A 23,222-nucleotide genomic window follows, 5' to 3' on the forward strand; every position below is an offset into this window, starting at 1 on the left:
CCCCCAATCAGCACAGTCGAAACGATCGTCACACCCACGTGTGTCGCCCGCACAGCAAAGAGGTTACTCATGATTGAAATCTTGATTCGGACCCGTCAAACGAGAACGTATTGGGTTGCGCGGGATCGGCAAGGCGAAAATTCGTCATCGGTAAACGCGGTGCAAGCCGTGGGAGATGCTTTCTTGCCTCTGGCTTTTGCTGGTCCTAGCGAGTTATCGTGAACACTTTGTCGAATGCAACACATGCCTCCGGATGTGACCGTGCTCGCGGTGGGCATTGCGGAGCCATCAACGGGCGGATCACGATGATTTTAAGCACCGACGCCGCTCTCGTTGGCTCAACCCTGTTACTACTCGCGACAGCCGTAGTTCCTTGGCTCATATCGCGCTGGGCGCTCTGGACACGGGCAGCATGGCGCGTGATGGCGTTCGTCGTGCTGACATTCTTCGTGCACAAGGCCCTCGGCTCTCCCTTAGCTCCCCAGTACGATCTACAGCAGCCCGATGTACGCGCCTGGCAACAGGTGATCGAATTTGGCTGGTGGATCGTGACGGCCCAATGTGCAATCGGCCTGACAAGATTGTTCGTGGTGTTCGATACCAAGCCACGCGAGAGCCGCATCGTTTCTGACCTCCTGGCCGCAGTCATTTACCTAGTTGCTTTGTTCGCCATAATCGATCTGGTCTTCTCCGTACCGATCGGCGGACTGTTGGCGACCTCCGGTGTTATCGCCATCGTACTTGGGCTCGCACTTCAAAGCAGTCTCTCGGACGTGTTCTCCGGTATTGCGGTGGGAATTGAGCGCCCATACAGCGTCGGCGATCTGATATGGGTCGAAGGTGGCATCGAAGGGCGCGTCATGCAGGTAAACTGGCGCTCGACCCACATTGCAACGCTCAACCGAGATGTAGCGATCGTCCCAAATAACGTGATGGCAAAGGCTCGTCTGGTTAATCACAGTCTGCCGACGACCATCCGCGGGGTTTCGATCACAGTCATGCTAGCGGCCAACGAGCGACCAGATCGATGCATGTCCGTCCTCACCGCCGCGGTCAAGACGTGCACGCTGCTGGCTGACAAGCCACCGCCTTCGGTGGCCCGAAGCGAACTACGGGGTGACGGCGTCGCCTACGACATCAGTTTTGCTATTCCGAGTATCGAAGCATTCGTTGACGCGCGTACCGAGTTGCTTGGCCACGTCCAAAACCATCTTCGCCATGCGGGGATCTCTTTGGCAGTTGCTGGCACGCAAAGCGTGACAAGTCCCGAAGTCCCCACCACAACCATCCTGCTTCAGGAATCGGACTGGTTCGGCATTCTCGCAGCTGAAGATCGTGCGCTGCTGGCGGAGCACCTGGAAGAGGTCTGGTTCGCGGCCGATGAAATTTTGATCAAGCAGGGCGATGAGTCCCACTCCATATTCATGATTGCATCAGGAAGTGTGCAGATCACGGATCCTAGCGTTGCGAGCGACAGAGTGATCTATCGACTAGGTCCGGGTGGAAGTCTGGGTGCGATAGGCATGATCACGGGGCGACCTTACGCCGCTACGGCGTCGGCACTTACTCCAGTAACTGCGTACAGGCTGGACAAAGCGGCGGTGTCGGATGCAATCGCACGGAAGCCGGAACTCGTTCAGAGCTTAGAAGTGTTGGCCCGACGGGGTCAACTCATGCAGCGTGCCGACGTAGTTGGGCACCAAGACGAACACAATGCTCCAGAAATGTTTCTTTCGAAACTGCGGGGGTTCCTGCGAAAGATGTCAGAAAAACCTCATAGCTGAAGTTGTTACACATACGGCAAATAGGGGAAACGACTCTTGGCGGCTTCTTCATTAGAAGCGGTACCTCTATAGCGACCCGAAAACGACGAGGGGAACCTTGGGTCCTTGCCAAGATCCGCCGCCGAACCGATATATGAACAAGTCTTTTCAAAGCCGCGATCTCCGTCAACCCCGTTTTAACCAGGAGAACCGTCTCATGGCACCCATGCAATCAATCGCTCGCCCTGATGGCCCCATCGACTTAGAAAAGGCTGTCGAAGCGATACGACCATCATTTAATGATCTCATTTTGCTAGCCGATGTAAGCGTGGAAGCTGCTGCCGGACCTGAAACGCCGGAGGTCTTCATTCATCTTGCTGGAAGGGCGGAGAGCGTAGGATGGCCCATGAGCGTCGCGGTTGATGCGATCCGACAGCTGGCGCGCGAATATCTTGGCGCGAGGGCAACATTCGCAGACTGAGCGACCCAGCACTGATTGATCATTGGTCCCTTGTAAGGATTACTGTAGCACAATTGCCGGAAAGTTCTTGCACACTGGGATCGATCCCCTCAATCCCGAGATTGAAGATGGCCTTGTCTAGGCTCTGCAACTGACTGTCGGCGTCTGGCCTTTCACCTTCCATCGCGCTGAAGGTCGCGACAGCGCCCTCGTCGCCGATGACTACTGTAAATCCCGTCCTCCCGGTCGTGTAGATGGACTGGACGATTTTTCCCTTGCAGTGTTCTGAAAAACTCCGACCAGCCATAATCAGTTTTTCGCAAGAACCAGGGCGGGTTGCCATACCAGCAAGAACTGGGAGGTCCTGCGCGTGGGAAGTTGATCTCATGTCTTGCCCGGCGATGGATAAAAATGACACCAAAAAGAAGCCCAGTCGATACATCTCCAAATCCAAATCCGATCACTAGCTATCATCATATCTCTCTAAGGTTGAGATTTCGCCAACAGGCCAGAATTGGCGGGTAAGTGGTGCTCGCTCAATTTAACTCCACCTCACGCGAACTCGCTCGGCACAATATAGTATTGGACCTACAATCCCGCCACACGGATTGCGACGAGCTCCATCGAAGGAGCCCGCCCAGAAGCGCAGTCCCAATCGGAAAGCGCGGGAGAGAGCAATGAAAGTCAACTACGCATGGCCTTTGTCATTGGGAATGCTAGCGGTTTTGATTTCGCTCTCGATTGCCATCGCAGATGATGGCGCCTCCAGTTCACCCATCTTCGGAGTCAGACTGCCCGACGGATACCGAAAGTGGGAGGTGATAACGGTCGCGCACGAAGCCGGTAAAAACAACGATATACGCGCGATACTGGGAAATGACATCGCGCTGAAAGCGTTCCGGGACGGGACGCGCCCGTTTCCGGACGGAACGGTGATTGCGCGACTGGCGTACCGCTACGAATCCTCCCCACGAAACAACGCCGTTTTTCCACAACCCCAGTCGTTTGTGGCGGGCGCCGCCACCAATGTTCAGATAAGCGTCAAGGATTCAACCAGGTACGCATCGACTGGAGGTTGGGGCTATGGGCAGTTCGAAAATGGGCATGCCAATCCCAGCAAGGAGCTTATGAACTCCTGTTTCACCTGTCACACCAAGCTTAAGTCCGACGACGATCTAGTCTTCAGCCATTATTCGCCATGAACTGCGCAGTCCTCTCGATGCACTGGCACTGTCATATGGAGATTCCGAGATTTGACCCGATCCATGAAGGGTGGCGGCGTCGAGCGGTTTTTTTCGCGGGCGGCAACAGAGTGCGAGGGCGGCATCCAATCTTTGCCGCCGCTCTGTCCCTTTGGTTCACTCAAAAATCGACTGATCGATCTGCAGAGCGGCTGCCACGCGGCGAAGCCGTACAGGATCGGCGTCTGCACCGAGTTCGATTGTGTCGATTTCTTGCGTCGTCAGACCGCAAGTCTCAGCAAGGTCGTCAACCGAGTAGCCGAGTGCTTCGCGCGCGCGCCTGACAATTTGACCAGCTTCTCCCTGCACTGTCTTGGCAGGTGAGAAAGCCTTCAGATTACTAATGGACATGGTCATGGGATGTCCTTCGTATATTTGGTTGTGAGCCGACAGGCTCAATTTAGACGGCCGGGTCGAAACTCGGTTCGCGGCGTCCCATGACCGTCTATCAAGGCTTCCAACATTCTTTAGTGGAACAGCTTGCGATCCGAAGCAGGGTGCTCGTATGCCTGCATGAAATGCATTCCCTGCTCCAACAGCAGACTTGCGGCTTCGACATGCGTATCGGAGCGCTCCGTCGAACATCCGATGATCGAGTATGCGATGGACACAGCGTTCGCTGCCAACGGCGCATTGCCGTTCTCGAAGGCGTCATCCGCCATCGAGCGCAACGCCTGCACGACCACGGTCACCAAGCTAGCTCGCTCCTTAGACGTCATCTCGCTCAAACTTTTCGGTATCGTATGCATCCAAGGCTCCTACGCGCGCGACCTCGTACAGCAGATTGCTGGATGTTCGCCGCAACATTTCCGTGAAGGTGTTTACTGATAGCGGATATGGGAGCGGTCATTGCCTTATACAATCGGCGGACCATGACCCCAGTGCACAGCTGCTGGGCATCTGATGCAAGAGTAAGCGCTTTTAGCGAGCTGCCTGGCTAGCAAAGGCCTGTCTCGACTTGCCGACGCGCCCCCACAGAACAAAGGGATTTCGAATGGCTACAGGTACCGTTAAGTTCTTTAACAATGATAAGGGTTTCGGTTTCATCACACCGGAAAACGGAGGTCAGGATTTGTTTGTTCACGTATCGGCCCTTCAAGGCGGCGGCTGCCTGCTGGAGGGACAGAAGGTGAGCTAAGAAGTGGGCCAGGATCGAAGGACTTGAAAAGCCAAAGCGGAGAACGTTCGCGAAGTTTGATTTTAATCCAGCTTTGGGCTGGATCCTCTGTGCCCTTAAAAGGCGGCGCACGCGAAAGTGGGTTCGTGGCCTTTGATGATCAGATCCTCGTCACGGGAATGAAGTCCCACTGTCATGTGACCATTCTCGTGAAATGAGGTTTGCCGACTGCGCCGTCGATGATGAACGGCGCAGTCGTAAGCTGGGTTAGTTACCGAGCCAATGATACTCAGCGATCGACGCCCGACCCGTCTTTTTGTCGTAGAGGCACATCACATTCGTTTTGGACTTTCCTTTGCCTGCAGACTCGCGAAGCAGGACTGCGACCTTGCCAGCCGCGTCATCGAACACGATCGGCGCGGAAGCTTCTGGGGAAACCATCCTCGACTGACCGATACAAGTCCCGTTCACCTTCGCAAAAAGTGCGTCCCAGGCCTTGCCGCTTGAAGCATGCGCGGCCTGAGCGGCGGCGACCAGCGACAGTGCGGCGATAGCGAATTTCCCAATCATGACATGTCCTTTATGAAAATCGGCGCCACTTGGCGCGACGCCGTCATTGACGACACAGGAGGCGAAAACAAGGCGCCCGGCAACGTTGCCGGTGAAGTCGGCTCGCCCTCCAGCTCAGTTTTCTAACGATGGGTCAAGCTCTCTTGCCGTCCAAAAGATGCGGCATCGATCCCACTATGCCCGGTCTGAGTTCCTGCGGCAAAAGACCGGCAGGAAGGTTCTGATACGAAACAGGACGCAGGAAGCGTCGGATCGACATCGTCCCGACCGACGTTGTCCGGCTGTCCGACGTAGCCGGGAAAGGCCCGCCGTGCACCATTGCATCAGACACCTCCACGCCGGTCGGCCATCCATTCGCAAGGATTCGTCCGACCTTCCGTTCGAGGATCGGCAATAGCTCTGAAGCGTCTTCGAGGTCGCCGTCATCGAGGTGAAGGGTTGCTGTCAGCTGCCCTTCGAGCGCATTCGCGACCGCAAGGACATCAGAGAAATCGGCGCATCGAACCAACAAGGCCGACGCTCCAAACACTTCTTCCGCGAGACTTGGATCGGCGCAAAACTGCGAGGCAGTCGTTTCGAAGAATGCTGCGGCCGTACGGTTGACGCCGTCGCTGTCGCGGCCTCTCGCAACAGTCGAGACGCCGGTGTGTCCGGCCAGTCTCGCGACACCGTTTAAAAATGCGTCATGGATGCCTGCACTCAGCATTGGTCCGGCGTCGTTCTCTTTGAGAGATGTTGCGGCAGCCCCGGTGAAGCGGTTGACATCCTGGCCGTCTATGGCGATCAGCAAGCCTGGATTGGTGCACAGTTGGCCCGCCCCCACAGTAAACGAGGCAACAAAGGCAGTCGCCATCTCCTCCGCTCTTGACGCTAGCGCTTGTCGAAGCAGGAATACCGGGTTCACGCTCGACATCTCGGCATAGACGGGGATCGGTTCGGCACGCGCGGCGGCGATGGCCTGCAGGGCAAGACCGCCTATCCGAGAGCCAGTGAAGCCGACAGCCTTCATTGCGGGATGGCGGACAAGCGCTGCCCCGGTTTCATTCGGACCGGTCACGAGTGAGAAGACACCTTCCGGGAGACCGCAGGAGGTTACGGCGGCCTGGATTGCACGGCCGACCATCTCACCAGTTCCAGGATGGGCCAGATGCCCTTTTACAACGACTGGACAGCCAGCGGCGAGGGCAGCAGTCGTGTCCCCTCCAGCAACCGAGAACGCCAGCGGGAAATTGCTTGAGCCGAAAACTGCGACAGGCCCCAGGGGAATCTGACGCAGGCGAATATCGGGGCGGGGCAGAGGCTTTCGGTTCGGCATCGCGGGGTCCACCCTGAGATCGAGCCACTCCCCGTCCCTCACTACCCACGCGAAAAGCCGGAGCTGTTTGACGGTCCTGTCGAATTCTCCCTCGAGCCGAAAGGCAGGCAGACCCGTCTCGGCGATCGCACGATCGATCAGCGAACTGCCGAGATCGGCGATGTTGGCAGCGATCGTCTCGAGAAATACCGCTCGGGCCTCCAAATCCAACGCTCGATATGCATTAAAGGCTGCATCCGCCAATTGGCAGGCTCGATTGACGTCGGCAGCGCTCGCCATGGAAAACGGCGGTTGAAGGCGAGCCCCCGTCGACGGGTTGACGGCATGCATCGGCTTCCCCTGCCCGGTCATTGTAGACTGTCCGATCAGGATTTCTCCGGTGACTTCAGTTGTCATAGAACGTCCTCTTTGACTGCTGTGAAGATTTGGTATGGCCAGTCGCGACTGCCAGAGCATCACTGCACGTCTTTGGCCGACCGGGTCAAACGAATGATTTCGCCCCCTACCGGTTTCACCATTGGCGACATCGGTGTCATTCGTCCCTTTGCAATTAGGTATATTGTCCCCGCCGCGATGAGCCCGACAATCACATTACCGACCAAGAAAAGATATGGCGCCAGTGTAGCAACGGCTCCCACTTCACCGCGTTCGACCATCCTAACCGCGGAGGACGCAAGCGCGCTGGCACCGAACGCGACACTCCAGTAGGACGCTGCGAAACGGTGCGCCAATATCCAACCTCCAAGTCGGAAGAGTAGTAGGGCTTGCAGGATCGCATATCCCAGCAATATGTGAGCAAACGTGTCCGGCGGACCGGTGGTGATGCTGAGGTAGGCAACGCATCCTACAGCCGGCGGGGCAAGCTGAATGCCGAGAGTTGGACGCATCTCCTCCGGCATTTCCGCAACGGTCAGCATTCGTTGGAGAAGCACGGATTCGATCGCCAGCCAGGTAAACATCCCTGCCCCGAAGGCGAGCTGTCCCCAATCCGGGTGTCCAAGCACGCCTAAAAGGATGACGGAAACGAAACACGTGGCAACCGTTGGAAGGTAGAGTGCGGCGGTGGTGGTGCCCGGGTCACGAGCGCCCCGCCATAGGCGCCCAGTGCTCCAGATTGCGTATGAAAACGCAAAGGAGCATCCGGCGATGAAGAACGTCCATGCGCCTGCCTTGGAATACGGAAGCAAAGCCAGAGCGACTAGCATTGCCGAGACGCCGACCAGCCCGATAAAACAGAGCCGAACCGGGTGCCTCGCCTCCGCCAGCGCCTCGTGCTTTGCTAAAATCCATTTCAGGCCATAGAGGACAGCAAGTAAAATCCAGACGGCCACTGCGGCCAGGCTGATTATCTCGCCGATCACCGGCGGCAGCCCCCAAAGTTTGGAGGCGGCTCTCCACGCACTCCCGAGCCCTGCCAGACCCAGCACTATTCCGAAAAAGGACGCGGGGACTAGCGGCAAAGTCATCTTGGTTTCCTGTCCTCTGTCACTAGGCCTTCAACCTGAAGGGCGGCATCTTAGCTCTGACAGATCGATAAGGTTGTTCTTGCGCTCCCGAAGAGCGAGGTCCGCGGGAGAAGCCTTAGAAAGATTGAAAGGATCAACTCGTGGCCAATGTGACGAATTATCCGCCGAAGCACGAGCATGTTCCTGTGAGATCCAGTTAGACGCGATGGGATGATCAGGTGGACCCCTGGATAATGTGGCGAAGCCTTGTGTCCTCGAGATCGAGCTCCCTCTCGATTCGGCGCCTCGCCTCATCGTCTAGTCGCTGTTCAGCATAGAGAGACGCGATCTCTTGGCGCTCAACCTCGATGAGCCTCAGCTGAATCTCCGGATAATCAGAATTGGCGCTGCCCTCCTCGCGGTTGTGCTGAATGCGCTTATAAAGGATGTGGCGGTCCTCATGTTTCCGTCTGAGCTCGGCGAGAGACTCGGCTGTCCACGTCCCCTCATTAAAGGTCTCAAGCTCGCTTAGAACTTTTTGAACTGCGTCCAGGCGTGCCTGGATTTCGCGAGACCGCTTCTCGCTGGCTTCAGCGGCACCCTCGTTTGCCAATCCCAACCGACGGACGATCGAAGGGAGAACCGCATCGACGCCGATCATGCTGGCGATGATCACGCACAGCGTTACAACGAGCAGCATCGGCTTGGCGTTTGAGCCGTCGGAAGCGATTAGGTCTGGAATTGAGAGCGCCGCGAGCAGCGACACGACGCCGCGAACTCCGGTCACACTTATCACTGCTGCGTATCTCCATCGCAAAGTGGGTCCGAACCCGAACCGTCTGGCCGCGAGTTTTGGGAGGAAGGTGCCTGCAAACACCCACAGGAAGCGTAGCACGATCACAATCAGACCGGTCGTTACGGCCACCGCAAGGTAGTGGGTCCATATGCCCATGTCAGCGGATTCGATGATGGTGCGGACTTGGAGGCCGGTTAGGAAGAACGCCACGGCTTCGATCACATATGTGACGAGATCCCAAGCGAAGTAACCCTGAAGCCGGGTCGCTGGAGCGATGTATCTCGGACCGTTCCACGACACGTAGACCCCGGCAGCAACGGCAGCCAGGACACCCGAACCGCCAATTGCCTGAGGCACCCAAAAGGCAAGGAAGGGCGTCATCAGCGAGAGAATGATTTCGACATGTGGATCACGCGCGAGCTTGCGTAACTCGAGAAGAAGCCTGCCGACAGCCATTCCCCAGGCGATCTCGCCGACTACGATAAGGGTGAAGCGCCCCGCGGCGGACAGAAGCGAGAGGTCTCCGCCCTGCAGAGCGCTGACCGTGAAACCAATCAGGATGAGCGCGGTCGCGTCATTAACTAGCCCTTCGCCCTCGATGATCGTGACGAGCCGGTCCGGAACCACGAGCCGTTTGACGATAGCCATCGGCGCAACGGCGTCTGGAGGCGCAATGATCGCGCCAAGCAAGAGGCCTATGAGCCAGTCGATCCCGAAAAGTGTATTGAGAACGTAGGCGACGCCGAGAGCGGTGAAGATGACCCCGCCGATCGCAAGAAATGAAATCGTTCCGATATTGTACTTCAAGCCCCGCCAACTCATTCCAACGCCGGCGCTATAGAGAAGCGGGGGAAGGAGCAGCATCAGAACGATTTCGGGCTCGATATGTACCACGGGAACGATCGGAACAAGTCCGATGGCGACGCCCGCGATGACGAAGGCGATCACGCTGGAGATGTTGAAGCGCTTCGCGATCGCGCCCACGAATGCGACTGCTCCAACAAGCGCGAATGCAAGAAAAATTCCTGAGTGGTCCATCCCGCTCCTACACTGTTCAATCATCGTTAGACGCTCACGCAGAGCCTATTCAAGAGGACGCGATCGCGCGGAAAAAACTTCCTTGGCAACAAGCAATTCGTTCATAGCCGCCGGGAAACCAGAGTAAACGGCCGTTTGGATGATCAGTCCGATTATTTCGTCGCGATCCAACCCGATGTTCATAGCCGCTTCGATCTGAACCCTAAGTTGGGCCGACGCATTTCCCAACGCTGCCAAGGAGGCAATGGCTGCGATTTCACGTGAACGCAAATCTAGTCCGGGACGACTATAGATATCGCCAAATGCGAATTCGAAAATGTATCGGGAAAAATCGGGAGCTATGTCGGACAGTGCCGCAATAACTTTGTCGTCAGCGTCCCGGTCAAGCTTATCGACGATCTGCCTGCCACGCTCGTATCGACGTTGTTCGAGATCGACCACACTCTGCGCCATAACGCTCGTTCTCCCCGCCGATCTGAATTCAAAGCATGATCTTGCAACTACGGCGCAAGTCTCTGATTGTATTCTCCTTTGGCAGGAAAGGCTGTGATTTCGCGTTAGATGGAGTGAGCCGCCTTTGGCAGAGGACCGAATGTCACTGTGAATATAGTTCCGCTTTGACGAAAAACCTCGATTGTACCGTGAAGCTGATCAGTTAGGTCGTGAACGAGTTGCAGGCCCAGCGTATCCGCCTGATCGCTGTCAAAATCTTCGGGCATCCCGACGCCGTCATCTCCCACCGACAGGACGCTTGAACCGTCCTCTAATGCTTTTAATTGGACTTCGACACGGCCCCGCCGGCCATCCGGATAGCCGTGCTTGAGCGAATTGGAGACCAGCTCGTTGATGATCAAGCCAATTGATACCGCCCGGTCAAGGTCGAGCTCCATGTCGTCAACAAAAGTGACCAACTCAACATTCTGCCCCTTCATACTGTAGGCATGCATGAGATTGGCGCAAAGGTTCTGGACATGTGTCTGCATAGATATATTCGCAAAGTTACCCGCCCGGTAAAGGTTTTCATGGACAAGCGCCATTGATCGAACACGATCCCGGCTCTCGGCAAACAGTTCCGAAACGCCGGCGTCGTCTATCCGTTCAGCTTGCAGACTAAGCAAGCTGCTTATGAGCTGAAGATTGTTTTTCACTCGGTGGTGGACCTCCTTCAACAGCGCCTCCTTCTCTTTGAGCGATGCTTGAAGGTTGCCGTTCATCCGCTTTTGTTCGGTGATGTCTCTGCAAATTGTGGCGATGCCGTTGCGCTCACCTGTCTTGGAATCCAAAATGAAGAAAATCGTTTTGTGAACAGGGATGACCTCACCGGTCAGCAGGTGGCGAAGGGAGCACTCGCCCTGCCAGTGCCCCTCTCGCAAGAGAATGGGAAGCACGTGTCCCGTAAGTGCTGCGAACGCTTCGGCCGTCAGGAAATCACCCATCTGGTAAGACGCGAGGTCTTCGTCGAGGTCAAGCCCGATCGTCCGACGCCACGCATCGTTCACGTAGGTGATGTCGTATATTGAAGCTGCATAAGCGATGCACTCGTTGCTGTTCTCGATCAGAGAAACCAACCGCCTCATCTCATCGTCGTTCTTTTTTCGATCAGTGATGTCCAGGACCGTCACGAAGTATTCGGCGACCGCTCCAGTGCTATCGAAGCTCACCTTGTCTCGGGCGTGGACCAATTTTACTGATCCGTCCGATAACAATATCCGATGCTCGAAACTTGCGTCGCCGGAGGGCTGGGTCGCGGCCCGCCGTGCTTCAATCAGCGGTCTATCGTCCGGGTGGATACGCTGTAGAACTGCCTCATAGGGCAATCCGCGCTCATCGGGAGCGAACCCGAAAATGCGCGCGCATTCAGCGGACCACGAAACACGGCGCGTTGCGGCATTCCACGTCCAACTTCCGGCATGACTGATCATTTCACCATCCGCAAGCAGGGTCGCGCTTTTTCTGAGCGCATCCTCGGCCTGCTTCCGCTCAATGATGATGCCCGCCAATCGAACGAGTTGCTCGGCGATTTTTATCTCATGAGGCATCAGCCCCCGTGAAGATCGAAACAGCACGCCAAACCGACCCAGCAGTCGACGGTCGAACGACAGTATCGGCGTGGACCAGCAAGCCCGAAAGCCATTTTCCAACGCTAGGTCGCGGAAGGGCGATGTCGTAGGCTGATCCTCGACGGCAGCGCAAAAAGTCGTCTCTTGGCGTATGGCCCACTGTTCCCAGAGCGACGCACCCATTCCAGCTTGGCTTCGTTCAAGAATTGTCCGCGCGAACCGTTCCTCGGCGCTTGGCGCTTGGCATTGCACAATTCTACGGCTCTCTGGATCGAAAAGAATGACGAGTGCGACAGATCTCTCGATAAATCGCTCAAGCACCAGGCTAAGCTCGTCGATAATCCGCGGCAGCGCGTCTCCCGCACCAACCATCTCGAGCAGCCGCCTTTCCTCGAAGACCAACTGCTCGGAGCGTTTCAGATCGTCGATATCTGTATTCGTTCCATACCATTTGACGACAACGCCTTCGTCGTCTCGCAAAGGGGCGGCCCTGACCAGAAAGTAGCGCGATGTACCGTCGGTACGAACAAGGCGGGCCTCGACTTCGCCAGCTATCTCGTGGTCCACGAGTTCACGCCATTTCACCATCACCTTTTCTCGGTCGTCAGGATGGAACGACGCTATCCAGCCACCGTCTCTAGCGACCTCCGGCGAAATCCCCGTGTAGTCGTGCCACTGCCTGTTGAACACCGCGCCCCGGCCGGAGGAATACACGCTCCATACCAACGCAGGGATTAGATCAATCGAATGCTTGAGTTCGCTCTCCGCCCTGCGACTGACGCTTGTTATTTGCTGGACATGGCGGAAAAGGCGGGCATTCTCTAGTGAGATGCCTGCCTGCAGGCCGACAAGTGAGAGTATTTCACGCCGCTCGGGCGTGAACACGCGCGATAGGTGGTTGTTCTCAACATAGAGAGCACCGATCGCCTTCTGATACTTGACGATGGGTACGCAAAGAACGGAACGGAATGCTTCTCCCGTGAAGTATGGATCAGCTGCGTAAGGATTGCGGTCGACGGCATCATCGATCAGCACACTGTCCCCCGATCGCATCACGTAACGAAGTATCGACATCGGAAGGTCTGTCGGTACCACTGGGGTCTCTGGAAATCTGACGCCGATGCTCCCATCGACAATTCTTCCTTCAGCTTCGATCTGCAAGTCGGCTTGTTGCACGAGGACGAGCACGGCCCGCTCCCCACCGGAGTCTTGGAGCGCGACCTTCATCAAGGCCTCTATCAGCTTCCTGAGATCAATCTCGCTGGATATTGCCTGCGAGATGCTGATGATCGTCGAGCGATCGAGCCTTTCGAAACTGTTAAGCGTCACCCGCTCCAATGTGGGCAAAGCTTTTCTATCGCTGTTACGCGGATGGAGTTGGTCCAGCTGGCGCACCTTGCCGTGTGCCCCCCATTCCGAATAGCACTCACGAGCCTTTGCAAGATAGGCGTCGGCGATGGTTGCCGCACCTCGAGAACGGTGAAATTTCGCCGCGAGTTCATTGCCGATGGCTTCGTTCTGTATAAAGCCATTCCTCCGAGATAACTCAATCGCGTCGTCATACAGTTGCATTGCCGTTAACTCTTGCCCCTTGAGACGCGCAATCTCCGCATGCGCGAGGGCATTTCGGTCCGCGAACGTTTCGGGGCATGTACCCGTCCATTTCTGCAGCAAGTCGGCGTGGAATTCGATCTCCTGTTGGTGAATGGCGACGTCGTCCGGACTGATCGCAGACTCCAACAAAGCCGCTCTGGTGAGTACTGTGTAATATGCGATGTCACCTCTTTGTATGTGCCCGTGCGATTTCGGGACGAGTTCCAAGGCATGTTGCAGGGCTTCAGCCGCCTCGTCGAGGTCTCCCGATAGATAGCGCGCCGCACCTTTAGAGGTCCAATAGAAGAACGTCATCATCGACATGCGGTCGGGTGTAAACTGGGCTTCGAAAAGTTCGGTGTCGAATCCTTCGCCATCAAAGGACGAAAAGGATGGCGTTTCACCGCGCATTGTCTGTACAAACCGCTCTTGAATGACGATGCAATCGATGACGTCGCGATATCTAGCGTTTCGAGCGAATGCCAACGTTTGACGTATTTCCTCCAGGATCGCTTGGAGGTTATCGCCCCGCAAAAGGCGGTCTGCGACGATGTGAACGGCGCTAAAGCACGCCGTAATCACGTCGCCGGTAGAAGTTGCCGTGGTAAAGGCACTTCTCACAGTGTCGAGGCCTTCAGATACCGGCCTGGACCAAACCAAGAGCATCTGCAGGCAAAAATCAGTCTTGGCCTTTTCTGCCAGAAAATTGTTTCGCTCGACAATCGCGGATGCAAGAAGACCGAATTGGAGCGCATCCCCGTATATTCCAAATACGTGGCCGAGAGCCATCCCAAACCAACCGAGACCGATCGGTGAAGCAGGCGTCGTGCCGTGCTTCACCGTAATCTCCACCATGTTGCAGAGTACCAGATAAAGCAGGTTTGAATCATGAAGCCCAGCCGGCGTGAAGAGGGCTTGCAAGATACGCATTGTAGCTTCGACGTCGGGGTCCTCTGTTCTTGGCAAATCGACCAGACCCGAGATCGAACGCCCGTCGAGAATGGTCCATATATTCGCGAAAGCCTTGTCGACCTCCATGCGCGTCGGATCAGCGGGGATATCGATTCCGAACAGGACCAAGCAGTCAGATGTCACCTTGATCGCTGAGGCGTAGTCGGACCGGATGACGTGCACGTCCGATTGCAGGCAACAGACCAGCGCCTGGTCAGTCTTCGTACGGCAGTTTGGCTTGATTATCTCAGCCAGGCGCAATGTGTCGGCCAACGCTCCGATCAAGAGTTTGCATTCCCCCTCTAGGATGGCAAGGGCGAATGTGAGGTCGTACTGCATCTCCCACCGTTCTGCGGTAAGCATGGCAACAGCTGCCTTAGTGTACTCGAGCGCCGAAAGGTAAGCCGTCGAAATCTTGGCGCGCTTCGCCGCAAACAGATTAAGCTGGGCAACCAGCTCCCTTTCGGATGCTGCCGTAACCAAAGACTGGCAGCGGTTGAATTGTCCAGCGACGGCGAAAATATTCTCGTCGAGCTCGACCGCGGACAGGGACGAAAACATCGCTCGCGCGATGTTAAGGTGCACTGCTCCGCGCTTTTCAACCGGGATAAACGAGTAAGCCGCCTCCTGGAGGCGATCATGCAGAAACTCGTAGAACTCTCCGTTCAGATGTATAAAGCCCGCGTTCACGGCCATTTGAAGCGCCGCCCTGCATTCCTCGTCGCTCCCTCCCAAGATTGTTTTCAACGTCCGGAATTCGGCTGGACTACCGAAAGAGGCCATGATCCCTAGAGCTACTTGCGTAGGTTCAGCCAAACGCTCGAATTTCGCTGCGAGTATCGTGGCAACGTTCTCCGTGATGGCCTGCTTGCGAATGCTTCCGAGTTCCCACAGCCACTGCCCGTTGGAGTGGTCAAATCTCAACAGTCCCTGGTCGGCAAGCAAATGAAGGAACTGAATTGCGAAAAATGGGTTTCCCTCTGTTTTTTCGAACACCAATTCAGCGAGTTGCTTAGAGTGTACCGCAGATGTCGCCAGCGTTTCCGCGACAAGCTCGGTCAAGTGAGCTTTCGTCAGCGGAGAGAGCGTGATCTCGACCATAGGGCGGCCGGAAAGGCGAATGCGCTGCAATGCACTTGCAAGCGGATGATCGTTTCCGATCTCGTTTTCCCGGTACACGCCAACGACCAGGAGATTTCGCATGCCACCGTCCGAAATCAGTGCCTCGAGCAGCGCCAGCGTCCCTGCGTCCAGCCATTGAAGATCATCAAGAAAGAGCACAAGAGGTCGTCCGTTTCGGGCGAACACGTCGATGAACCGACGGAACACACGCTGGAACCGGGCTTGCTGGTCCCAAGGTGACACTTGTGCGACTTGCGGCTGGACGCCAATCACCAGCTCGAGTTGCGGAATGAGGCTCACCATCAATTGGCCGTTCGGTCCAAGCGCCTCCAAGATCGCTTCACGCCATGGTGCAAGTTCGCCGTCACTCATCCTGAGCAACTTATCCACCACTTCCGCAAAGGCTGCAGTTAAGGTTGAGTAGGGAATATCCGATCTATATTGGTCCGACTTACCGCACGCCACGATCGCGTCGGATTGGCCCACTGACGTGAGGAAGGCGTCTACGATCGAAGACTTTCCCACACCACTGTATCCGGATATCAGGAATAGTTCGCTTCCCCCCTCTTCTGCGACTCGGTTGAATGACGTGGCGAGGGCCTCAAGCTCGCCTTCTCTTCCGTATAGATTCCGGGGTAACACCATTGCGTCGGCCGTATCGTGCACGCCGAGCGCGAACATGCCCACTTCTTCTGTCGCGCTCCATTCCGATAGGCAGTACTTCAGATCATGTTCAAGTCCCGCGGCGGTTTGGTACCGCTCCTCCGGAGACTTGGCCAGGAGCTTCAATATTATATCCGAGAGTGCGAGAGGCGCGTCTTCGCGTTTTGTCTTCGGTGGAACCGGTTGCCGCGCTATATGGCAGTGGATCCATTCCGTCGCGTCTGACGCGTTGAATGGAATAGCCCCGGTCAGCATTTCGTACATGATCGCGCCAAGCGCATAAAGGTCACTTCGTTGATCCGGCGCTCTTTGCGCTCGCCCGGACTGTTCGGGAGACATGTATTCATAGTGGCCGGGAACAAAGCCTTGGGCATTGTCATCGCCACCCTTTTCGCGCGTCAGCAAGGCAGACCCGAACCCAGTTAACCGAACCGCATGGTCCGCGCCTACGAATATGTTGGATGGCCGAAGATCGAGGTGAATTATGCCGCTGCCGTGAACCTGCCGCAATGCCCACGCCATCCCGAGGCCTAACCGAAGGCACGACGCGATCTCAACGGGCTTTGCGAGAAGCGATTGAAGAGGGCAGCCACCCGGATCTTCGAGGACCAGTGCACCTCTTCCGTCATGTGACGTCAGCTCGTGGGGACGTAGCGCCCATGCTCTATCCAGTCCATGCGCCAACCCGTACTCACGAGCTATCCTTCCGGCGGCATCTGGCCTGCCAATGTTGGCGACGACAAGGAGAAACGGCGCCGACGCGATGCCACCATGACCACGATAGAGCGTCGTGTCAGCCTCTTTGCACAGTTCCGTGAGCGTGTACGCGGAGCTATCCATCCACCCACCTCATCGTTGTCGTTAGGCCTGCGACGAGCACCGGGCCAGCTCGAACGGGAAAATCGTCAGTCGCCCAGGGCAATTTCAATATGCGCTCTTGCACCCCGAGATCACTCACGCCCTTGTCGCCTCTGCCATTTTGAGGACAGTGAAGTGGAAGCTGCTTCCCATATCACGATTATTCGAGCACCAAAGTCGACCTCCATGGGCCTCGACAATCGATCTACAGATCGAAAGTCCCATTCCAATGCCGTCGGGCTTAGTTGTGAAAAAGGCGTCAAACACCTTTGTTGCAGTGCCTTCAGCAAGCCCGACACCTGTATCTGACACGGTGACGGTGATCGAGTCGTTGGCGTTCTCCTCCGTCGTTATCCGTAGAAGCCGTGGCTCGTTGTGCGCCGCTATGATGGCATCCATACCGTTCATCAGCAGGTTGAGGACAAGTTGCTGTAGTTGAACTCTATCCCCGCGCACACGCAGTGCGGTGTTTGAAAGCTGCGTTTCAGCCGAAATCGCGAATCTGCGCATCTCTCCCTGCAGGAGCAGCACCACCTCGAGGATCAAACTGCCTAGATCGACCGATGACATCGTTGGGTCCGATTTTCGAGCAAGCGCGCGTATGCTGGCGACGACTTCGCCTGCCCGATGGCCGTCCCGGATAATACGCTCGGCAACCTGTTTCGCCTCATCGATGTTAGGTTGCGCGCCTGCGAGCCAGGTCATACAGGCAGCGGCGTTGGTCGTTATAGCCATTAAAGGTTGGTTGATTTCATGGGCGATCGACACCGTAAGCTCGCCAATCGTCGCCACACGGCCGACATGGGCAAGTTCCTGGTGAGCTTTTCTGAGCCGCTCTTGAGCCCTGTTTCGTTCCGAGACATCTCGGAAGACGACGACGGCCCCGGTCAACTCCCCCGTATCCCCAATGATCGGGGACCCACTGTCTTCGATCGGAATTTCCCGACCATCCTTTGTCACAAGGATTGTCTGCCTTGCGAACCCGGCGTCCGCCCCGAAACTCATGAACTCCGCAACCGGTTCCTTGACCGGTCGACGTGTCGTCGCGCTCGTCACGCGAAACACCTCGTCCAATGGACGCCCCACGCCCTGCAGTGAAGGCCATCCCGTTAGAAGTTCGGAGCTTGGATTCATGAAGGTGATAATCGAGCTTTCATCGGTCGCAATCACGGCATCGCCGATGCTCGAAAGAGTGGTGGCGTAGCGTCGCTCGCTCTCGCGAAGACGTCGCTCCGCTCCATGCTTGTAGACCGCCATTTCGACAACAGTCCGGAGCTGTGAGTCGTCGAAGGGTTTCAAGAGATATCCAAAAGGTTCGGTGAGGCTCGCACGCTTGACCGTCTCGTCGTCAGCATATGCAGTCAGGAATATAACGGGAAGCCTACAGACGTCGCGTATTTGGCGGGCGGCCTCGACACCGTCTATGGCTCCTTCAAGACGGATGTCCATGAGAACGAGATCCGCTCTCGTCTCGATTGCCAGTGAAACGGCGTCCTCGCCCCTCGCAGTGTGACCTGCGACCGCGTGACCGATTCGGCATAGTTTCAGCTGGATGTCTCGGGAGACGACCCGGTCGTCTTCAACGACAAGTATCCTAGCAGGTGTCATCGAGGATCTTCCCAGCTCCCGCGGCAGGATGTTGCCGGCAGAGCATTCCTTTTCCCTCAGTCGTCGGCGGGACTACCTCCGAGAAGCGAGGCATTCACACCAGATTATGGCATCCGCCGCCGAAAACGCCTTCAATTTGTCTATCTACCCCCGCCTGTGACCCTGCAGCCCACCGGCACGGTCCTCTCTGTTTGACGGACAAGCAGTTGAAAGTCTGCGAGTAAATCGGTGTGAAGTCCAGTTAGATCTTGTGAGATCGGCTGCGAAAGGCAGGGAAGACGGACCGCGTTCCGGCGGTTACGCATTCGGCGAAATGTAGCGCACCGCGTGGTTGTCCAGGTCGCTATTATCGACCAGATATTTGGCCATTTCTGCAAAAACGACCCCTAGGCCGCCCCAGATGATAACCTGAAGAATCCAGGCGTGCAGGCGAAATTCCTGAAGCAGTTCGCGCGGGAAAGCGTCTGGAACTTCGTCTACCGTCGGGAGGGCAAGGTGTGCCAACGACGCCAGTCCGATGAATACAACAGTTCCCACCAAGGCGGACTTGGAAAATGAGAGGTAACGCCCGAGCTGAAGGGTCACCCATATCGACAGGATCACGGATGCGATTGATACCAGAACAGCGATGAAGAACAGTTCAGTTCGGCTCCCGATCGTTTCTGCCGCTCCCACGCCTGGCGGGCTTGCCGGGTACTTCAGTTGGGGAAGCACGACGACGGAAGCGTAGGACGCAGCGGTGACCAGCCAGACGCTTGCGCGGGTCCCAACGCCTATTCGACCGTGTGTGAATGCCACTAAGATCGCCAGCAGCCCACCAAGCGCGACGGAGAAGCTGGCGATGCCTGTGAACAGACCGGCGTTCCGCTGAACATTTCGGCTTATAGTTTCCTCATGTGGATGGGTGCCGTGGGCGTCGGCATCCTGTTCCATCGATATGGAAAGTTCGATTGTAGGCTCCGCAAATAGCCTCGCATAGCCGAACGCCGCAAGCGAGATCAGGAAACCCGACAACATACCGGCAATGAGCAGTTTCTGGATCATGGCGAACTCCTCAATGGCACGGGAAACCCAGCAAGTGCCGACTGTCGTGAACGAACTCGTGCACATCGCTGCCAGGCAGGAGCGCGGTCGCACCCTGCTCTGCCCCGACGAAATAAAGCACCATAAGAAGAAGGATTCCAACGAACGCAGCCCATGGCATTAGGTCTTCCACTGAGACCGGCGACGGTGACAACGATGGGCGAGTGACGATGTGGGTCATGAACTACTCCTTCGCAAAAGGTGTTGGAAAATCGAAAACCGCATGATGAACGCAGTGAAGGAGCGGGTTTATCGAATTCGTACGATGATGTGACGAAAGCGTTCTAACCGGGAAGGAACCAGTCTCCCAGTTCCAAGTTGGCACACGCTGCCTGATCGAATTTGTGGTACGGGAAAAATCGAAGCTAAGTCGTCAAAGCGAAGACTCTTCGATCCCATGATTGTGACCGCGGAAAACCGCGTTTGAGAGGAAGTAGCTCACCAGGATGGGTTCCGTCTGGATGCTATACCAGAGTCCAGTGACACGGCATTTTAGAATGGCCTACAGTATACGGGTCACGTCGTCTTATCCTCCCAGACGATGTGGGCAGCTGTCTCCGCGCTGCCACTGCCAAATGCCCTCCCCCTCTAGGCATTTGGAGACAGGGTCCAGATGACCCAAATTGGCCGCTCCTTCGCCGGGGAGCGGCCTTTTTTTCGCCCGGCGTTCAGTGGTTCGTCAGGTCACCACTGTACCTCAGTGTGATAGTAAGAGACCGCTTCCTCGCATAGGCTGACGCAATCATTTGAGGTTGCAGAAGGATCTCGCCCGATGGATGCAACACGGAACTTCCTGCCGTATCGCCATCGCACGCTGTCGCGAGCAACGGCAGAACTGGCCTGCAGTTTGGGACGAAAGATGTCTTTCGTGAACTCATTGGATCCACTGGTCTCGATGGGTGGCGTCGCACGCTCTTTCGACGTGACAGCCCAGCTTTTCGACTTCGGAGCTGACAACGGCACTGTTGTCGTTGCAACAAGACACAGCTCCCTCAAGTTGCGTAGGAAGGGCCGAGTCCTCATCGAGGGCTCCATGTTCGAGGGGTTGGCCACCTGCCCATCGGGCGCCGATAGGCTCTCTAATGGATGCGTACATGTCCTCGGTTTTGAACTTTTTCGAACCGGCGACACGTTGGAGGGTGGCGGAGGCACCTATCGAGTGCGCCATGCCAACACGAATTATATTACGATCCGCCTGGTGGACAGCGATGATGGCAGACGAGCTGGCGCCGCAGAAGCAGTGCTTGGAACGTTCGAGTTGTGTGGGCTAGAACCGTGTGTGTACCCCCTCTTTCCATGGCATGTGCGGCGCTCAAAAAGACTGATCGTGGGGAGCCAACCCAACCCAGAGGCTTAAATTACGTCTCTGCACGCTGGATTCCACCGTGTTCGGACGAAACGGAAATTCCATGGAACGCATCTTTGATAGCATCCAACCACGCCTCTCGAGCCTAAATTGGAGTCACCAGATGAACAACAGTCACAACACCATCGGCGTTGTCGATGCGATAGGGGAGCTTCCGGTGTTTCTTCCGGGCGCAACCGTGCGGATCGACGAGCGTGCTCCCGTCGGTCACTACCGCGTCCCGAACTACCTTCGCGGAAAACTCGCCACCGTGGAGAAAGTGATCAAGCGGAAGGCCGTCAACAATGAAGAAGAAGGGTTCGGACGAAACGCAGGATCCCTCCGACACTACTACAGGCTCGCCATTCCGATGAACACGATCTGGAGCACGTACGAGGGCGCGCCGACTGACAGCCTAAGGATTGAGGTCTTCGAGACCTGGTTGAAAGGAGAAGCTACATGAGCAGCTCAGATCACAATCATGACCACGACCACGACCACGACCACGATCACCCGCACGCAGCGATCGTTGAAGGACGTCCAGGCTATTACGACATCATGGAACGGGCGTTCGAAGAACTCATGATCGAGAAAAAGTTCTTCACAGCGAACGATATTCGTCACCAGATTGAACTACTCGATTCTCGGAACCCCGCACTGGGCGCAAAGGTTGTAGCGAAGGCGTGGTCCGACCCTGATTTTCGTGCGCGGCTCTTGGACGACGGACGGGCAGCTTGCGAAGAGTTTGGGATTACTTTTTATGACGACACCGACCTCATCGTCCTGGAGAACACCCCCTCCGTTCACAACTTGATCGTCTGCACCCTTTGCTCCTGCTATCCGAGGCCGGTCCTCGGCCTACCCCCGGATTGGTACAAGCTGAAGCCATATCGGGCACGGGCGGTCTACGAGCCCCGAAAAGTCTTGGCCGAATTTGGCACGAACATCCCCGACAACGTCGAGGTTCGTGTAAGCGATTCCACTGCTATCCAGAGGTTCCTGGTACTGCCAATGCGACCCGCTGGAACCGACGGCTTCAACGAAGAACAGTTGGCTGCTCTTGTCACACGCGACGCGATGATCGGGGTGATCCAGGTTCCAACCCCACTTGGAGGGCTCTCTGATGACTGACACCGAGCATCTTCTGAAACGGTTGCCCAACGACATCGGTGGGTTGTCTGCTGACCGGATTGAACAGGTCGATCACGTGCTTGAGCCTTGGGAGAAGCGATGCCACGCGCTCGCTGACGTCCTTGACTACTACAAGATCATAAACACCGAGGAGAAACGGCGCGGGGTGGAGTCCCTCGGTTCTGACCTGGTCGGAAAACTTACTTACTACGAGCGCTGGATTGCTACGTTCGCCAACATCGCTTTCCAGAAACGACTCCTCACGCCGGAGGAGCTAGCGCTAAAAATGCAGGAGGTCGAAGCGAGATGGAACGAGACGCCGTAACGGTTTCCTTTCGGTCGAGCCGTGCCTGCTTTGTCGAGTCCTCACTGCATGCTTCCATACCACCTCGCGCCGCCGCCGAGGGACTGGGCACAATGCTTCTGATGATAGCTATCTCGGGCTCGGCCGCGGTTGCACATCAGTTCAAAGATCCGAACATGGCCGCCCTCGCGTCGGCAGCCGCGATCTCCGCAAGTCTGGTCGCGCTGATTATCGCTTTCGGGCCTGTGTCAGGCGGGCATTTCAATCCCCTGATCTCATTTTTGCAATGGAAATCTGGGACACGGCGTCTGGACTGCGCCCTAGCATATATCGTTGCCCAGACGACTGGAGCTACCCTAGGGTCAATCATCTCGTTGGCAATGTTCGACCTGCCCCCCCGTTTTGCCTCCGGTGGCATTCCAGATCCCGGACTTATTCTAAGTGAGTTTGTCTCTGCGTTCGCCCTGATGATGGTCGTCCTCTGCTGCAGCAGGAATGGCAGCCGGCAGGCCGGGCCATTTGCAGTCGGCGCCTGGCTGTGCGGAGGAATACTTGCGACCCCGACTGGTTCGCTCGCCAACCCTGCAGTGACGATCGCCCTCGTCGCGTCGTCGTATGGGCCGTCGCCCGTCGCAGTCGGCGCCTTCGTCATCGCCCAATTTCTCGGAGGTCTGGCAGCACTTTTGCTGGCAACATTCTTCTATCCACTCCGGGATTCATCCAATTTGAAGTAGTTGGGCACGATCTAGCCAACGCCGC

The 23,222-nt window shown here is 56.5% G+C and carries 19 protein-coding genes and 1 pseudogene; 8 read left to right on the plus strand and 12 right to left on the minus strand.

The genetic code is table 11. The annotated features are described in order from the left end of the window. Positions 1-422: 422 nt before the first annotated feature. Both ACP7E6_RS22890 and ACP7E6_RS22895 read left to right on the plus strand, forming a co-directional pair. Positions 423-1,784: a cyclic nucleotide-binding domain-containing protein gene (locus tag ACP7E6_RS22890; RefSeq protein ID WP_426232011.1), complete on the plus strand. Its 1,362-nt coding sequence runs from the start codon at positions 423-425 to the stop codon at positions 1,782-1,784. A gap of 133 nt (positions 1,785-1,917) precedes the next feature. After that, entirely contained in the window at positions 1,918-2,244 is a 327-nt protein-coding gene (locus ACP7E6_RS22895) for a hypothetical protein (RefSeq protein WP_426232012.1), read from the plus strand. Between the two features lie 19 nt (positions 2,245-2,263). Here ACP7E6_RS22895 and ACP7E6_RS22900 read toward each other — a convergent pair whose 3' ends face one another. Continuing rightward, positions 2,264-2,665: a hypothetical protein gene (locus ACP7E6_RS22900; RefSeq protein WP_426232013.1), complete on the minus strand. Its 402-nt coding sequence runs from the start codon at positions 2,663-2,665 to the stop codon at positions 2,264-2,266. 271 nt (positions 2,666-2,936) lie between these two features. On the opposite strand from ACP7E6_RS22900, the gene ACP7E6_RS22905 reads away from it, so the two are divergent. Further along, positions 2,937-3,425, plus strand: a complete 489-nt coding sequence (locus tag ACP7E6_RS22905) for a cytochrome P460 family protein (RefSeq protein WP_426232125.1) — start codon at positions 2,937-2,939, stop codon at positions 3,423-3,425. Between the two features lie 156 nt (positions 3,426-3,581). Here the strand turns inward: ACP7E6_RS22905 and ACP7E6_RS22910 are convergent, their stop codons facing one another. Then, on the minus strand, positions 3,582-3,821 hold the full coding sequence (locus ACP7E6_RS22910) for a helix-turn-helix domain-containing protein (RefSeq protein WP_426232014.1): 240 nt from the start codon (positions 3,819-3,821) through the stop codon (positions 3,582-3,584). Between the two features lie 110 nt (positions 3,822-3,931). Next, on the minus strand, positions 3,932-4,159 hold the full coding sequence (locus ACP7E6_RS22915) for a hypothetical protein (protein ID WP_426232015.1): 228 nt from the start codon (positions 4,157-4,159) through the stop codon (positions 3,932-3,934). A 299-nt stretch (positions 4,160-4,458) separates the two neighbouring features. Here ACP7E6_RS22915 and ACP7E6_RS22920 point away from each other — a divergent pair. Continuing rightward, a pseudogene (locus tag ACP7E6_RS22920) lies at positions 4,459-4,599 on the plus strand (cold-shock protein); the annotation flags it as partial. A gap of 249 nt (positions 4,600-4,848) precedes the next feature. On the opposite strand, the gene ACP7E6_RS22925 reads toward ACP7E6_RS22920, so the two are convergent. The 9 genes from ACP7E6_RS22925 to ACP7E6_RS22965 all read right to left on the minus strand — a co-directional run bounded on the left by ACP7E6_RS22925 (position 4,849) and on the right by ACP7E6_RS22965 (position 19,864). Continuing rightward, positions 4,849-5,151 (minus strand): hypothetical protein, encoded by a 303-nt coding sequence (locus ACP7E6_RS22925; RefSeq protein WP_426232016.1) that lies wholly within the window; start codon positions 5,149-5,151, stop codon positions 4,849-4,851. 133 nt (positions 5,152-5,284) lie between these two features. Beyond that, positions 5,285-6,862 (minus strand): aldehyde dehydrogenase (NADP(+)), encoded by a 1,578-nt coding sequence (locus ACP7E6_RS22930; protein WP_426232017.1) that lies wholly within the window; start codon positions 6,860-6,862, stop codon positions 5,285-5,287. A 59-nt stretch (positions 6,863-6,921) separates the two neighbouring features. Further along, the gene (gene tehA, locus ACP7E6_RS22935; RefSeq protein ID WP_426232018.1) at positions 6,922-7,932 is read right to left on the minus strand and encodes a dicarboxylate transporter/tellurite-resistance protein TehA; all 1,011 of its coding nucleotides are present in this window, start codon (positions 7,930-7,932) and stop codon (positions 6,922-6,924) included. 214 nt (positions 7,933-8,146) lie between these two features. Then, a complete protein-coding gene (locus ACP7E6_RS22940) occupies positions 8,147-9,745 on the minus strand; it encodes a Na+/H+ antiporter (RefSeq protein ID WP_426232019.1) in 1,599 nt (532 codons plus the stop codon). 45 nt (positions 9,746-9,790) lie between these two features. After that, entirely contained in the window at positions 9,791-10,198 is a 408-nt protein-coding gene (locus ACP7E6_RS22945; RefSeq protein WP_426232020.1) for a carboxymuconolactone decarboxylase family protein, read from the minus strand. A 104-nt stretch (positions 10,199-10,302) separates the two neighbouring features. Continuing rightward, entirely contained in the window at positions 10,303-16,974 is a 6,672-nt protein-coding gene (locus ACP7E6_RS22950; protein ID WP_426232021.1) for an AAA family ATPase, read from the minus strand. 114 nt (positions 16,975-17,088) lie between these two features. Beyond that, the gene (locus tag ACP7E6_RS22955; RefSeq protein WP_426232022.1) at positions 17,089-18,600 is read right to left on the minus strand and encodes an ATP-binding protein; all 1,512 of its coding nucleotides are present in this window, start codon (positions 18,598-18,600) and stop codon (positions 17,089-17,091) included. Positions 18,601-18,897: 297 nt separating this feature from the next. Beyond that, complete coding sequence (locus ACP7E6_RS22960) at positions 18,898-19,644, minus strand: CbtA family protein (protein WP_426232023.1); 747 nt, start codon at positions 19,642-19,644, stop codon at positions 18,898-18,900. 10 nt (positions 19,645-19,654) lie between these two features. After that, the gene (locus ACP7E6_RS22965; RefSeq protein ID WP_426232024.1) at positions 19,655-19,864 is read right to left on the minus strand and encodes a CbtB domain-containing protein; all 210 of its coding nucleotides are present in this window, start codon (positions 19,862-19,864) and stop codon (positions 19,655-19,657) included. A gap of 1,288 nt (positions 19,865-21,152) precedes the next feature. On the opposite strand from ACP7E6_RS22965, the gene ACP7E6_RS22970 reads away from it, so the two are divergent. Genes ACP7E6_RS22970 through ACP7E6_RS22985 form a run of 4 tightly spaced genes read left to right on the plus strand, consistent with a single transcriptional unit; the run spans position 21,153 to position 23,197 of the window. Beyond that, complete coding sequence (locus ACP7E6_RS22970) at positions 21,153-21,491, plus strand: SH3-like domain-containing protein (RefSeq protein WP_426232025.1); 339 nt, start codon at positions 21,153-21,155, stop codon at positions 21,489-21,491. After that, positions 21,488-22,159: a nitrile hydratase subunit alpha gene (nthA, locus tag ACP7E6_RS22975; RefSeq protein ID WP_426232026.1), complete on the plus strand. Its 672-nt coding sequence runs from the start codon at positions 21,488-21,490 to the stop codon at positions 22,157-22,159. Before ACP7E6_RS22970 ends, nthA begins: the two co-directional genes overlap by 4 nt. Beyond that, a complete protein-coding gene (locus tag ACP7E6_RS22980) occupies positions 22,152-22,484 on the plus strand; it encodes a nitrile hydratase (protein WP_426232027.1) in 333 nt (110 codons plus the stop codon). The genes nthA and ACP7E6_RS22980 overlap by 8 nt, the downstream gene beginning before the upstream one ends. Further along, entirely contained in the window at positions 22,466-23,197 is a 732-nt protein-coding gene (locus ACP7E6_RS22985; protein WP_426232028.1) for an aquaporin, read from the plus strand. Before ACP7E6_RS22980 ends, ACP7E6_RS22985 begins: the two co-directional genes overlap by 19 nt. The last annotated feature ends 25 nt before the right edge of the window (positions 23,198-23,222 follow it).

The sequence above is a fragment of the Pararhizobium sp. DWP3-4 genome (genome assembly GCF_049898205.1).
Taxonomy (GTDB): domain Bacteria; phylum Pseudomonadota; class Alphaproteobacteria; order Rhizobiales; family Rhizobiaceae; genus Pararhizobium.